The following is a 13,698-nucleotide window of genomic DNA, read 5'->3' on the forward strand; positions in this document are numbered from 1 at the left end:
GAAGTTATTTATGATTACCATGATCCAGAGCAAGACGGCCAGAGCGGCACCCAGATCAGGTGGTACCAAGATGGGATTTGCCAGGAAGACCTTAATGACCAAAGCAATGTGCCGCCAAGCCGTACTGGAAGGGGACAGCTGTGGTATGCAACCGTTACCCCATCAGATGGAGAAAACCTGGGAGAAACAGTCACTACCGGTAGTGTGGAAATAGCCAATACCATACCAATGCTTTCTTCTGTTAAATTAGAGCCTCAAGCGGCCAATACCGGGGACAACCTGACCCTAAACTATATTTATAGCGATGCGGACAATGATGAGGAAACAGAAGCAGAAATTAAATGGTACAAAGAGGGCACAGAGCAAAACCAGCTTCAAAATTATAGGGAAGTCAGCAGCAGCTTAACCGAAATGGGCCAGAGGTGGAAAGCGGAGGTAAGGGTAAGCGATGGTTACCAGTTCAGTGAACTATATCAAACCCAGGAGATGGAAATAATCAATAGCAGGCCCCAAGCCCGCAATGTAACCATCAGCCCTAACCAGCCCCGGCCAGAAGATGACCTGGTAGTAAATTATGAATACTGGGATGCTGATGGGCATCAGCAGGCTGATACCCATATACGGTGGTACAAGGATGGAAAGCTGGAAGATGAGTGGGAAGGCTTATCCCAAATAGAATGTGATGCTACCAGGGAAGGGGAAGTATGGCAGGCCGAGATAGAGCCCTATGATGGACTGGAATACGGAATAGCGGTAAAATCAAACCTGGTAACCATTAAATCCGCTGTTACCCAGCATATGCCTGCCATTCAAACCAATACATTACAGACCAAACAGGAGCAGGACTATATTGACAATAGTGATGATAAGAAAAAAGAGGAAAAAACAGCCCCAAATTTGAGGGCAATAAGATTATATGGCAGGCAGCAAGTTTCCCTGCATCAGGGAAATATAGAGCTGGAATTTAAGCAGCCCTGCAAAGATGTCCATCTATGGCTGGAGAGTAGTATCATTTCAGATAAACAGTCCTACCCCTTAGCTGATTATCTGGGTTGGGACAGTGATATCTATACCATAAAGTTTAGTAAAGGCCTCGAGCAAAGCTATAAATTGAAGATTAAAAATAACTCAGACCCTTCCCGGGCTTTATTGGCCTATTGGAGCCAGGAAGATAAAAATTGGATAATCATCAGGGATGCTGAAGCCGGCAGCGGCTATGTAGAAGCTATGGTTGGCCGGCATCAGCAGATTACTGTATGTGTGTTAAAGCTTAATACCGTAACCAGGCACTTAAACCTAAATGGAAGCCGCCAGGCTTTTATGGGTTTGGGCCGCAATCTACTTAAGTTCCTGCTGCCTTCAGGGCTGCAAAAAGAGGTAAGCCTGGAGGTCAAGGCCATAAGCCGGGACCAGCAGGATAAAGAGGTACTGCTATTAAGCGTGCTGGACCGCTACCATAAGCCCCTGGATAGTACCATAGATATAAAAGTTTTATACTGCAGTCCCCAGGGCCAGGCATTTGGCCTTTCTGAAGTATTGGTTAATGGAAAAAACACCTCTCTAAAGGGCAAGACAGTCGCTTGCGGGGTTACACAAACCCAGGTCCTAGCGGGCCGTTTTTTTGTGCTTAATTGCCATTGAAAGCCCGGCTTTGGTTTTCTTGACTTATTTTTTAATATTAATTAAAGTAATGTCTGGTTTTGGGTTAAATAATAGTGCTATACTTGCTTGCGCTTGTAGCTCAGTTGGATAGAGCAACGGACTTCTAATCCGTAGGTCGGGGGTTCGAATCCCTCCAAGCGCGCCAGTAAAGTAGTTTTAAAATTTGACAAAATAATATAATATAAGTTTGTGGTGAGAATAGCTCAGCTGGTAGAGCACAGGATTGTGGTTCCTGGGGCCGCGGGTTCGAATCCCGTTTCTCACCCCAATTATTTTTTGAACCAAGCGCCTGTAGCTCAGCTGGATAGAGCGACGGACTTCGAATCCGCAGGTCGGGGGTTCGAATCCCTCCAGGCGTGCCAAATATTGTGTTTGAGCCAAGTATTTCCTATAATATACCTCTGGCAAGTGGGCCGTTAGCTCAGCTGGTAGAGCACCGGACTCTTAATCCGGGTGTCACAGGTTCGATCCCTGTACGGCTCACCATTTTTTTTGCGAGAGTGGCGGAATTGGCAGACGCGCTAGACTTAGGATCTAGTGGGGTAACACCTGTAGGGGTTCAAATCCCCTCTCTCGCACCATTCAGTAATAATCTTAATATAAACTAGCAAATACTGAGGCTAAAATAGTAAAATGAAATAAAATTTAACCGGCCTGACCATGAAAGCTTACCAAAAAAGAATTATAGCAGCAGTAGTAGTCATAGCCTTGCTGGCGGCGGGGCTGCTGGGTATCTATATATTAGAGAGCAGGTTCTTTCTCCTGGGCAAAACCTTGTACCCCCTATATGTTTCCCTTAACCAAATTCACCAAAACCGGGTTAATCCTGAAGCAGAACAGCAAGATACCATTGTGTATTGTGATTATTATACCTGGCATGACGGGCAGCATTGGGAGCGGGGTTATTCCAATCAGCCGCTATTGGGGTTTTACCATAGCCTGGATGAACAGGTTATTTCCAAACACCTGGAATGGGCCCAGAACTTTGGCATAGATGTGTTTAAGATTGAATACCTGCCCCAGTTTGACCACACCATTGCTGAAGGCATATTTGATTATGATATGGGACAGACCAAGCTTTGTTTTATGTATGATTCACGCCTGAGGTTTGAAAGCATAGGATACAAATACCCACCCTATGATTTTGGCCAAAAGGAGATTGCCGGCACATTCCTGGAAGATCTTAATCATATAGCAGACACTTATTTTGCTTCTGAAAACTACTTTAAGATAGAAGGCAAGCCAGTATTATGGATATATGTCAGCAGGGATTTTACCGGTCCCTATCAGCAGGTTATAGCAGAAGCCAGGGAAAACCTGGCCCAAAAGGGCTACCAGGTATACCTGGTGGGGGATGCTGTTTTCTGGAATTACCGGCTGGAGCAGGTAAAGGTGTTTGATGCGGTATCCTGCTATACTGCTTATGCCGGCCGGCCTCAAAATACGGCAGAATTTGCAGAAAGGCTTAAATTCCTATATATGGTATGGAAAATAGCAGCCAGCGCAGCTGATACTGATTTTATCCCTTCTGCCATACCGGCCTATGATGACCGTTGCCTAAGCAGTGAAAGGCAAAGCGTGCCTCCCCTGGAAGGCACTGCTGACGATTTTAAATACCAGCTGGAAACCATAAAGGCTTTCCTGGACCCGGTAAATATTTCTACAGGATTGACCCAGGTATCCATTGCTACTTTCAATGAACATCAGGAAGGAAGCTCGGTAGAGCCTTCCCTGGAATGGGGGTATGAGCGCATAGAGCAGATTCCAGCTGTATTTGGCCTTGATTAGAGGCTATCTGTGGGCTTTTCTAAGACTTGACATAATAGCCCGAGGTTTGTATTTTATTTATTTTTTATTATAATATGTGTTTTAACGTAAATAGAATAATGAGGCAGGAGGCGCTTTTAGTTGGATTACAAAATATTAGATGTAAAGAAGGAAAAGGATAAGGTTACCTTAAACCTGGAGATACAGGGCAAATATTTTAACAAGGCTTTAGGAAAAGCCTATAAGAACATATCCCAGAAAGCAAATATTCCAGGGTTTAGAAAAGGCAAGGTTCCCTATCAGGTAATAGATACTAATTTTGGCAGGCAATATGTTTTAAATAAAGCGGCCAGCATATCTGTTTCCGAGCTGTATCCACAAATAATAGATAATGCCAACATTGATCCCATAGATTATCCCGGGGTAAAATTTAAAGAGATTGCTGACGGTAAACCATTGGGCGTAGAGATAACCATACCAGTAGAGCCGGAGATAAAAGCTCCCGGCTATGATAAGCTGGAAGTTACCGCCAAGCCTGCAGAGGTAACCCAGGAAGAAATAGATAGCTATATAGACAGGATAAGGGAGAAATATTCCTCACTGGAGCCGGTGGATGGAGATGATCCGGCAAAGGACGGGGATTATGTGACCATTGATTTTGAGGGCATGGTGGAAGGCCAGGAATTGGAAGATGGAAAATCTGAGGATTTTGTATTGGAAATAGGCTCTAAGACCCTTACCCCGGAATTTGAAAAATCAATAATAGGCATGAAAAAGGGTGAAGAAAAGACAGTTGAATTTACTTTGCCGGACAATATAAGAAGAAATGACCTGGCTGGGAAGAAAGCTGAATTTAAGGTTAAGCTAAAGGAAATAAAGAAGAAAGTAGTGCCCGAGGTAGATAAGGAGTTCTTAAAAGAAGCAGGGGACTACCAGGACAAAAAAGAATTTGAGCAGGAAATAAAAAAGGATCTCTCCCAGCAGAAGGAACAGGCCCGGAAGGAAGAGATACTGGGGCAGGTAATAGAGCAGCTTATAGAGAGGGCGGATATTAAAGCGCCTGCTGCTATGGTTAGGAACAGAACAGAGCAGATGAAGAGTGAATTTGAAAACACCTTGAAAAACCAGAAGATTAATAAGAAGAATTACCTGCAGGCTACCGGCATGGACGAAACAGTGCTGGAGCAGCAGTTTGCCCAGAGGGCAGAAGCTGAAATAAAACAGTATTTGTTGTTTAAGGCATTAGAGAAAGCGGAAAAAGATAAAATTGAGCCTAAGGAAGAGGACGTAAAGAAAGAAGCTGACCAGATAATCGCCAATTATAGCAAGGAAGAGGAAAAGAAAAAGATTGAAGATTATCTGCAAACTCCAGAGGGTAAGGAAAACCTGCTGTCCTCTATTAGAAGAAGGAACCTTATGGATAAGCTTATAGGCAGTGCTAAAGTGGTGGATAAAAAGAAGGAGTCACCCAAGAAAGAGAAAAAAACGGAGGAAAAACAGGGCGGACAAACTAAGAAGCTCTGGACTCCAGGTCAAAAATAAGGAAGTGTGATATATGAATATTAAAAACAATTATCTGGTTCCCATGGTAATTGAACAGACAAACCGGGGAGAGAGATCTTTTGATATATACTCCCGGCTGCTAAAGGAAAGAATAATTTTTTTAGGAGTAGGCATAGATGATAATGTAGCTAATGTGGTAATGGCCCAGATGCTGCACCTGGAGGCCGAGGATCCTGAAAAGGATATACAGCTGTACATAAACAGTCCCGGCGGAGTGGTAACTGCAGCCCTGGCTATGTATGATACCATGCAGTTTATTAAATCGCCGGTATCTACTATTTGTATTGGGCAGGCTGCCAGTGCAGCAGCGGTACTGCTGCTGGCAGGGGATAAGGGGAAAAGATTCTCTTTGCCCAATTCCAGGGTGTTGCTGCACCAGCCTTCCGGCGGTGTTACCGGGACTACTATGGATGTGGAGATCCATACCAGGGAAATGGTGAGGATTAGAAGCCTGTTAAATGATATAATAGCCAAACATACCGGACAGGATATAAAAAAAGTAGAAAAAGATACTGAAAGAGATTTTATACTGACTGCAGAAGAAGCAAAAAAATACGGTATTGTGGATCAGGTAATATATAAGAAATAAATTTTAGAAAAGGAAGTGTTTTATATTGGAAAAAAATGACAAAAGGGGTAATTTCCTAAAATGCTCGTTTTGTGGCAAACCCCAGAATCAGGTAAAGAAGCTTATTGCCGGTCCTGGGGTTTATGTTTGCGATGAATGCATAGGGCTATGTAATGAAATACTGGAAGAGGAGCTGGGAGAACAGCAGGAACTTGATTTTAAGAACCTGCCCAAGCCCAGTGAAATATATTCTATTTTAAATGATTATGTAATTGGCCAGGAAGCTGCTAAAAAGATACTTTCAGTAGCAGTTTATAATCATTACAAAAGGATTAAGCATGGAGACAGCGCTAAAAAGGATGATGTTGAGCTCCAAAAAAGCAATATACTGCTGATGGGTCCTACCGGCTGCGGCAAGACCTTGCTGGCACAGACCCTGGCCCGCATCCTTAATGTCCCTTTCTGTATTGCAGATGCAACCGCTTTAACCGAGGCCGGTTATGTGGGGGAAGATGTGGAAAACATATTGCTCAAACTTATACAGGCAGCAGATTTTGATATCAAGAAAGCGGAAACGGGCATAATATATATAGATGAGATAGATAAAATCAGCAGAAAATCCGATAACCCTTCTATTACCAGGGATGTGTCCGGGGAAGGGGTACAGCAGGCATTACTGAAGATACTGGAAGGCACCGAAGCCAATGTCCCTCCCCATGGGGGCAGGAAACATCCCCAGCAGGATTTTATCCAGATTAATACCAATAATATTTTATTTATATGCGGCGGCTCTTTTGCCGGTCTGGATAAGATAATAGAGAGCAGGGTAAATAAAAAAAGCATCGGCTTTATTGCGGAAAAGATTCCAGGGAAAGCGGAAAAAATGGACTGGCTCTTCCCTCAGGCTATGCCGGAGGATTTATTAAAATTTGGGTTAATTCCGGAACTGATAGGAAGATTGCCGGTGTTAGCTACCCTTACTAGCCTCAGTGAAGCAGATTTGGTAAGAATACTGACAGAGCCTAAAAATGCACTGGTTAAACAGTATAAGAAAATATTTGAAATGGATAATGTGGAACTGGTAATTAAAGATGATGCCCTGTCTGCTATTGCCAGGCTGGCTATGACCCGGGGCACGGGAGCCAGAGGGTTGAGGTCTATTATGGAAGAGAACATGACCGATATCATGTTTACTATTCCTGATGAAAGTGATGCCAAAAAAATGGTTATTGATGCTAAGGTGATAGAAAAGAAGGCAGCTCCCCAGGTTGTCAAGCAGCCCCAGCAAGAGCTTAAAAGCAAAGAGAAGTTAGCTTAACATGTTTAGTAAAATAGAGGGCAGCTACGATCCTGCCGCATTTGAAACCAAAATTTATGATTTTTGGGAAAATAAAGGCTATTTCCATGCGGAAGTAGATTTTGACCGCAAGCCTTTCTGTATAGTCATACCTCCCCCCAATGTTACGGGGCAACTGCATATAGGGCATGCTTTAAATAACAGCCTCCAGGATATAATTATCAGGTATAAAAGGATGTCAGGCTATAATGCCAGCTGGACTCCGGGAGTAGACCATGCAGGGATTGCTACCCAGAATGTGGTAGAAAGATACTTGGAGCAAAAAGGCACCAGCAGGCATGAGCTGGGAAGGGAAAAATTTGTAGAAGAGGTATGGAAATGGAAACAGCAATATGGTGACCGCATTATATACCAGCTAAAAAGGCTGGGATGTTCCTGTGACTGGCCCCGGCAGAGATTTACCATGGACGATGAATATGTAAAGGCGGTTACCAAAGAATTTAACACCTTATATAAGGATAACCTTATATACCGGGGCAATTACATGGTTAACTGGTGCCCCCGGTGTGCTACTGCTGTTTCTGATATTGAAGTGGATCATGTGCAGAAAGACGGTTACCTGTGGGATATAAAATATCCTCTGGCTGACAGCCAGGGACAGCCTGTAGACGATAAGTTTATAGTGGTTTCAACCACCAGGCCGGAAACCATGCTGGGAGATACTGCAGTGGCTGTACATCCTGAGGATGATAGGTATAAGCAGTATGTGGGCCAGAAGGTTTACCTCCCCCTTACCGGAAGGGTCATTCCTATTATAGCCGATGAGTTTGTAGATCCCCAGTTTGGTACCGGAGCGGTAAAGGTTACTCCCGCCCATGACCCCAATGATTTTGAAATGGGTAACCGGCATGGGCTGGAAAAAATCAACATAATGAATGCAGATGCTACCATTAATGAAAACGGCGCCCCTTACAGCGGTATGGACAGGTTTAAGGCCAGGGAAGCTATTTTAGGCGATCTGTCCAGGCAAGGTTTTCTGCTGCAAAAGAGGGATCACCTGTCCAGTGTGGGCAAGTGTTCGCGATGCGATACGGTAATAGAGCCCCGGATATCCATGCAGTGGTTTGTATCCATGAAAAAACTGGCGGCGCCGGCTATAGAAGCAGTAAGGGAAGGCAGAATAAAAATTATTCCCAAGAAATGGGAAAAAATTTATTTTAACTGGATGGAAAATATAAGGGACTGGTGCATTTCCAGGCAATTATGGTGGGGACATCGTATTCCAGTATGGTACTGCAGGCAGTGTGGGCAGATGATAGTGGCAGAGGAAGAACCACGGCAGTGTACCCAGTGCGGCAGCAGCGATTTATACCAGGACGAAGATGTACTGGACACCTGGTTCAGTTCATGCCTGTGGCCTTTTACTTCTGCTGGCTGGCCCCAGGATACCCCTGAGCTTAAATATTTTTTTCCTACAAATGTACTTATCACCGGCCATGACATAATATTTTTCTGGGTAGCCAGAATGATCATGATGAGCCTGTACTTTATGAAGGACGTGCCTTTCAGGCAGGTATTTATAAATCCCTTGGTCAATGATGAATCAGGCCAGAAAATGAGCAAGTCCAAAGGCAATGTGGTAGATCCCATGGATATTATTGGAGAGCAGGGAGCGGATGTATTGAGGTTTACCCTGTGCTCGCTAACTACTCCTGGTAAAAATCTACTATTGGGAAATGATAAGATAGAGGGAACCAAGAACTTTGCCAATAAGCTCTGGAATGCCTCCAAGTTTGTGCTTTCCAATATTGATGAAAATACGGCAGATAAAGATTTCTCCCAGCTTAGTTTAAACCTTTGGGACCAATGGATCTTAACCCGGCTGAATAAGACCATAAAAGGGGTCAACAAATATCTGGACCGTTATAATTTTTCTTTTGCCAGCAGGTTATTATACCACTTTTTCTGGAGCGATTACTGTGACTGGTATATAGAAGCCAGCAAGGTCCGTATTTACCATTCCCAGGATGAATCCGATAAGGATACTGCTTTGTACCTGTTATGGTATATTCTGGAAAGATACTTAAGGCTTCTTCATCCTTTCATGCCCCATATTACCGAGAATATCTGGCAGAGCATCCCTCATCAGGGTGAAAGCATAATGGTCCAGGGTTATCCGGAGGAAGATGGCCATTTATTTCTAGAGGCAGAGTCCTCAGCGAATATGCTGTTTGGGGTAATCAGCGCCATAAGGAAGGTCCGTTCGGAACTAAAGATCAGTCCAGCTGTAAAAATTAAGGTAAATTTAAATGGCGGTGACAGGAAGTTCTTTGAGGACAATCAAGAATACATAAAAAGCCTGGCCAAGGTGTCAGACCTGGGTTTTGAAGCTGTACAAGAGCAAAGAGGCTTTATAAAGACTACTTACAGGAAGGTAGATATTTACATATATATACTGGATGTAGTAGACATAGACCTGGAAATTAAGAGGCTGCAGGAGGAATTTAGGAAAGTAGAGGTACTGGCTGAAAAGAGCAGCAAAAAGATGACTAACCCCCAGTTTCTAAATAAGGCGCCTGCGGAAATAGTCCAGAAGGAAAAGGATAAGCTGGACCGGTTTAAAGGGGAGCTTACCCTATTGTCAGAGCAGCTGGCCAAAATGAAAAATATTAAAAGGTAGATTAAATTGGATTTTGGGTTTGCGGTCCGATACCTTGACCAATGTCTGGTGTTTGGCATAAAACCCAGCTTGGTAAGGATTGAGAAAATTCTGAAGCTTATGGGTAATCCCCATAATGATACTGATTTTATCCATATCGTGGGCACCAACGGCAAGACTTCTACTACCAGGATGGCTGCAGCCATATTGCAGGGGCAGGGCAAAAGATGCGGGTATCATATTTCCCCCCACATACACAGTTATACTGAAAGATTCGGTTATCAGGGCCGGGAGGTTACCAAAGAAGAGTTTGCCGGGCTGTTTAACCTGGTTTATCCTTATGTGCAGGAAGTAAATAACCTGGATATGGATGGCCCTATGACCCAGTTTGAGATAATTACCGCTATGGGTTTTTTGATGGCCAGGCAGATGGAGCTGGAAGTTATGGTGCTGGAAGCGGGGATGGGCGGCCGCTGGGATGCTACTAACTCAGTGGGGTCAGTGGTGGTGGGCTTAACCGGGGTAAGCCTGGAGCATACCCAGATATTGGGCCGTACTGTAGAAGAAATAGCTACTGAAAAGGTACAAGTAATCAAAAAGGGAGCCAGGGTAGCCACCATCTCAGAAGGAGCTGAAGTACGGAGGGTATTGGAAGAAAGGACAGTTTCCCAGAAAGCCCAGCTGTATGCCATTGGGGATGATTTTTGCTTTGAAGCTTGCCAGGATAAGCAATTTGGAGGCTGGCTGGTTAATATGAAGGGAATAAAAGGGGCCTATGACCAGGTAAGGCTGCCCTTAAGGGGAGAATACCAGGTAAAAAACATGGCTTTGGCAGTAGCGGTTTCAGAGCTTTACCTGGGTGGTAGGCTGGATGCAGCCAAACTGAAACATTCACTGGCCGCCATAAAGGTTAAGGGGCGTTTTGAGATAATCAGGAAAAACCCTACGGTAATAGCAGATGCTTCCCATAACCCTGAGGGCATTGGATGGTTTTGCCGGAATTTGACTGAGTATTATCCCCGGAATAAAAAAATTATTATTTTTGCGGTATTAAAAGATAAGGATTACGGTAAAATGGCAGAACAAATTATAGGGGTGGCGGATACCTTAATCCTTACCAGCAGCCAAAATGAAAGAAGCCTGGATATCGATTTACTGGAGCACACCGTATTATCGCTGATAAAATCCAAAAACAGGCCGCTGGAGGTATACAAGATAGACAATATAGCAAATTCCCTAAATTTTGCTTTAAAAATTTCTTGCTTAGGTGCTATTATATGCATTACGGGCTCAATTACTAATTTGGAGCATATATAATAATGAATTTAAAATTCTTTTTCTGGGAGGATTTATGGACTTGTTTGAATATCTCAACAATATAATTGCTTTTTTCAAGCTTCCCATTTGGGGTTACCTTATACGGGGAATCCTATTTATTGTAATCATAGTATGGCTGGCTTTTGTGTATTGGACCTACAGGGATGCCAAGCTCAGAAATACCAGCGCCATATTTTGGGCAGTGATCGTATTCCTGTTCAATTACCTGGGATTGATAATTTATTTAATCCTGAGGCCGCCTGAGTATATCGATGATGTATTGGAAAGGGAATTGGAAATAAGGAGAATGGATAAATTGTTGAGTGCCGAGGTGCAGAAATGTCCGGCCTGCGGCAAACAGGTCAAAGATGATTACCTTATCTGTCCCTATTGCCGAAAGAAGCTTAAGAATTCATGCATAAACTGTGGCAAGCCTCTGGAACTGGACTGGAAGGTATGCCCTTACTGTAAAATATCACAATAATTTGGAGGAATAGATGTCGGATTGCGGTAATTGCAAATTTGGTTGTGGGGCGAACCAAATAAAAGAAGAAAAAACCCTAATCATTATTAAACCTGATGCTGTGGAAAAGAAACTGGTAGGGGAGATAATATCCCGTTTTGAAAGGGAGGGTTTTACTATTGAAAGCCTAAAAATGATTGCAGTGGATAGGGAGCTGGCTTGTACCCATTATTGTGAACATGATGGCAAGCCATATTTTGACAAGTTAATTGATTATATTACCTCTGGCCATTGTGTGGCCATGGTGCTAAGCAGGATAGATGCCATTGCCAAAGCCAGGCAGCTTATGGGCTGTACTGATTCCAAGAAAGCAGAAAAGGGCACTATAAGGGGAGATTACGGGGAGGATGTAACTATAAATGTGGTTCATGGTTCTGATTCTTCGCAAAGCGCGGAAAGAGAGATACATTTATTTTTCCATTGATTTTTAAAATTTAAAATATACGGGGATACAGGTTTATGAGAAAAAGAAGCGGAAAGATAGTTTTTTTAATTGTACTTGCAGGCGGGGTAATAGGGGCTATACTGGGTCATGTATTGGCAGACACCATCCCTATTTTGGATAAAGGGTTAAAGGTGGGTACTGATGCCCTCAGCCTAAATTTATACCTTATTGACGTTAGTTTCAGCATACATGTTAATATAACTTTAGGAGCTATAATAGGTATTTTACTGGCCTTTTTACTGGCAGATGTGGGAAGAAGAAAATAACAAATTAATACTTGCTTCTGCGTCCCCCCGAAGAAAAGCAATTCTGGAGCTAATGGGATTAAAGTTTGCTATAATAAAACCTAAAGGTTTACAGGAGAATAGCAAAGGCAATCCCTACCAGGCAGTTGAGGCCAATAGTGAGGCTAAGGCTGTCTGGGCGGCAGAGCATATAAAGTCTGGGACTGGCTTGTTTTGCGGCTTTGACACTATTGTTTATTTTAATAATAAGGTCTGGGGGAAGCCTTCCAGCCGCAGGGAGGCATTTGAGTTATTAACACAGATGAGCGGACGCAGGCACGAAGTAGTGACTGGAGTTTGTATCCTGGATAAAGCCAGCGGACACCGGCTGACCGGACATGAAATAACTGCAGTGGAGTTCAGGGAGCTGGAAGAACCAGAGATAGGCAGCTATCTAAAATCAGGGCAGGTATTAGATAAGGCAGGGGCATACAATATTGGAGGCCGGGGAGCCCTGCTGGTAAAAAGGATAGAGGGATGTTTCTATAATGTGATGGGGCTTCCGGTAGCCAGGTTTATAGAAATGTTAAAAGATATGAATTATAAAATTTTAGGTGAAAGATAGGAGTTTTTAATGTTTGAATTCTTTCTAAATGTTATAGGTAAGGATATGGGAATTGATTTGGGTACGGCCAATACCCTGGTATATGTAAAAGGGAAGGGAGTAGTATTGGATGAGCCCTCCATAGTGGCTATAGACAAGAATAATTCCCGTATACTGGCAGTAGGCAAAGAAGCAAAAAGAATGGTAGGAAGAACCCCCAGCCATATAGTAGCTATAAGGCCTTTAAAAGATGGAGTAATTGCTGATTTTGAGACTACTGAAAAAATGCTTAGGTATTTTATACAGAGAGTACATAAAAATATCGGTATTGCCAGGCCCAGAATTGTAATATGCGTTCCTTCAGGTATTACCCCGGTTGAAAAAAAGGCGGTAGTGGAAGCTACCGAGCAGGCAGGGGCCAGGGCAGCTTATATCATAGAGGAGCCCTTGGCAGCGGCCATAGGGGCAGGCCTGCCTATTGATGAGCCTACTGGAAGCATGGTAGTGGATATTGGAGGAGGAACTTCTGAGGTAGCGGTAATATCTTTGGGCGGCATAGTAGTAAGCCAGTCCCTGAGGATCGGAGGAGATGAACTGGATGAAGATATTACTTATTACCTTAAAAAAGAACATAACCTGCTGTTGGGAGAAAGGTCAGCAGAGAGGCTAAAGATTGAAATAGGCTCTGCTTTTCCTTTGGAAAATGAAGAAAAGATGGAAGTAAACGGCAGGGATTTGGTAACCGGTTTACCCAAGACCATCATAATTACCAGCCAGCAGGTTAGGAAAGCTTTGGAAAAAGCAGTTAACGATATTATAAATGCGGTTATAGAAGTATTGGACAGCACTCCCCCAGAGCTTTCTTCCGATATCATGAAAAGAGGCATCGTTCTTACCGGCGGAGGCTCTATGCTCAAGGGTTTGACCGAAAGGATCAGCAGGGAGACCCATTGCCCTGTATACCAGGCTGAAAATCCCCTGGCTTCAGTAGCTATTGGTGCCGGTAAATGTGTTGAGGATTTTTCCAGGCTAAAGCAGTACCTTAAGTATTCAAAACAATAAACTTGGT

12 protein-coding genes and 5 tRNA genes are annotated in these 13,698 nt (G+C 43.5%); all 17 read left to right on the forward strand.

Annotated elements, in window-relative coordinates:
* The coding region (locus tag PHN32_04220) for a hypothetical protein (GenBank protein ID MDD3776794.1) at positions 1 to 1,641 on the forward strand (1,641 nt) is incomplete at its 5' end.
* An 89-nt stretch (positions 1,642 to 1,730) separates the two neighbouring features.
* Positions 1,731 to 1,807, forward strand: a tRNA-Arg gene (locus PHN32_04225).
* Positions 1,808 to 1,854: 47 nt separating this feature from the next.
* Positions 1,855 to 1,930 (forward strand) — tRNA-His (locus PHN32_04230).
* A 17-nt stretch (positions 1,931 to 1,947) separates the two neighbouring features.
* Positions 1,948 to 2,024: transfer RNA gene (locus PHN32_04235), tRNA-Arg, on the forward strand.
* 48 nt (positions 2,025 to 2,072) lie between these two features.
* Positions 2,073 to 2,148: transfer RNA gene (locus PHN32_04240), tRNA-Lys, on the forward strand.
* Between the two features lie 8 nt (positions 2,149 to 2,156).
* Positions 2,157 to 2,243 (forward strand) — tRNA-Leu (locus tag PHN32_04245).
* Positions 2,244 to 2,322: 79 nt separating this feature from the next.
* On the forward strand, positions 2,323 to 3,450 hold the full coding sequence (locus PHN32_04250) for a glycoside hydrolase family 99-like domain-containing protein (GenBank protein ID MDD3776795.1): 1,128 nt from the start codon (positions 2,323 to 2,325) through the stop codon (positions 3,448 to 3,450).
* A gap of 120 nt (positions 3,451 to 3,570) precedes the next feature.
* Positions 3,571 to 4,971: a trigger factor gene (tig, locus tag PHN32_04255; protein MDD3776796.1), complete on the forward strand. Its 1,401-nt coding sequence runs from the start codon at positions 3,571 to 3,573 to the stop codon at positions 4,969 to 4,971.
* A 13-nt stretch (positions 4,972 to 4,984) separates the two neighbouring features.
* Positions 4,985 to 5,581 carry an ATP-dependent Clp protease proteolytic subunit gene (locus PHN32_04260; protein ID MDD3776797.1) on the forward strand — a complete coding sequence of 199 codons (597 nt, stop codon included), beginning with the start codon at positions 4,985 to 4,987 and terminating at the stop codon, positions 5,579 to 5,581.
* Between the two features lie 22 nt (positions 5,582 to 5,603).
* A complete protein-coding gene (gene clpX / locus PHN32_04265) occupies positions 5,604 to 6,878 on the forward strand; it encodes an ATP-dependent Clp protease ATP-binding subunit ClpX (GenBank protein MDD3776798.1) in 1,275 nt (424 codons plus the stop codon).
* Position 6,879: 1 nt separating this feature from the next.
* Positions 6,880 to 9,537, forward strand: a complete 2,658-nt coding sequence (locus PHN32_04270; GenBank protein ID MDD3776799.1) for a valine--tRNA ligase — start codon at positions 6,880 to 6,882, stop codon at positions 9,535 to 9,537.
* Between the two features lie 6 nt (positions 9,538 to 9,543).
* Positions 9,544 to 10,833 (forward strand): Mur ligase family protein, encoded by a 1,290-nt coding sequence (locus PHN32_04275; protein MDD3776800.1) that lies wholly within the window; start codon positions 9,544 to 9,546, stop codon positions 10,831 to 10,833.
* Between the two features lie 34 nt (positions 10,834 to 10,867).
* Entirely contained in the window at positions 10,868 to 11,317 is a 450-nt protein-coding gene (locus PHN32_04280) for a zinc ribbon domain-containing protein (GenBank protein ID MDD3776801.1), read from the forward strand.
* A 13-nt stretch (positions 11,318 to 11,330) separates the two neighbouring features.
* Positions 11,331 to 11,780 carry a nucleoside-diphosphate kinase gene (ndk, locus tag PHN32_04285; GenBank protein MDD3776802.1) on the forward strand — a complete coding sequence of 150 codons (450 nt, stop codon included), beginning with the start codon at positions 11,331 to 11,333 and terminating at the stop codon, positions 11,778 to 11,780.
* A gap of 35 nt (positions 11,781 to 11,815) precedes the next feature.
* The gene (locus PHN32_04290; GenBank protein ID MDD3776803.1) at positions 11,816 to 12,067 is read left to right on the forward strand and encodes a DUF4321 domain-containing protein; all 252 of its coding nucleotides are present in this window, start codon (positions 11,816 to 11,818) and stop codon (positions 12,065 to 12,067) included.
* Positions 12,048 to 12,650 carry a Maf family protein gene (locus PHN32_04295; protein ID MDD3776804.1) on the forward strand — a complete coding sequence of 201 codons (603 nt, stop codon included), beginning with the start codon at positions 12,048 to 12,050 and terminating at the stop codon, positions 12,648 to 12,650. The genes PHN32_04290 and PHN32_04295 overlap by 20 nt, the downstream gene beginning before the upstream one ends.
* Positions 12,651 to 12,659: 9 nt before the next feature.
* On the forward strand, positions 12,660 to 13,691 hold the full coding sequence (locus PHN32_04300; GenBank protein ID MDD3776805.1) for a rod shape-determining protein: 1,032 nt from the start codon (positions 12,660 to 12,662) through the stop codon (positions 13,689 to 13,691).
* The last annotated feature ends 7 nt before the right edge of the window (positions 13,692 to 13,698 follow it).

Source organism: Actinomycetota bacterium (assembly GCA_028698215.1).
Classification (GTDB): Bacteria; Actinomycetota; Humimicrobiia; order Humimicrobiales; family Humimicrobiaceae; genus Halolacustris.

Excerpts from the sequence above, each read along its gene's own strand:
- PHN32_04250 (MDD3776795.1), top strand. The coding sequence starts at position 2,323 with ATGAAAGCTTACCAAAAAAGAATTATAGCAGCAGTAGTAGTCATAGCC.
- PHN32_04280 (MDD3776801.1), top strand. The coding sequence starts at position 10,868 with ATGGACTTGTTTGAATATCTCAACAATATAATTGCTTTTTTCAAGCTT.
- ndk (MDD3776802.1), top strand. The coding sequence starts at position 11,331 with ATGTCGGATTGCGGTAATTGCAAATTTGGTTGTGGGGCGAACCAAATA.
- PHN32_04270 (MDD3776799.1), top strand. The coding sequence starts at position 6,880 with ATGTTTAGTAAAATAGAGGGCAGCTACGATCCTGCCGCATTTGAAACC.
- PHN32_04290 (MDD3776803.1), top strand. The coding sequence starts at position 11,816 with ATGAGAAAAAGAAGCGGAAAGATAGTTTTTTTAATTGTACTTGCAGGC.
- PHN32_04260 (MDD3776797.1), top strand. The coding sequence starts at position 4,985 with ATGAATATTAAAAACAATTATCTGGTTCCCATGGTAATTGAACAGACA.
- PHN32_04295 (MDD3776804.1), top strand. The coding sequence starts at position 12,048 with ATGTGGGAAGAAGAAAATAACAAATTAATACTTGCTTCTGCGTCCCCC.
- PHN32_04300 (MDD3776805.1), top strand. The coding sequence starts at position 12,660 with ATGTTTGAATTCTTTCTAAATGTTATAGGTAAGGATATGGGAATTGAT.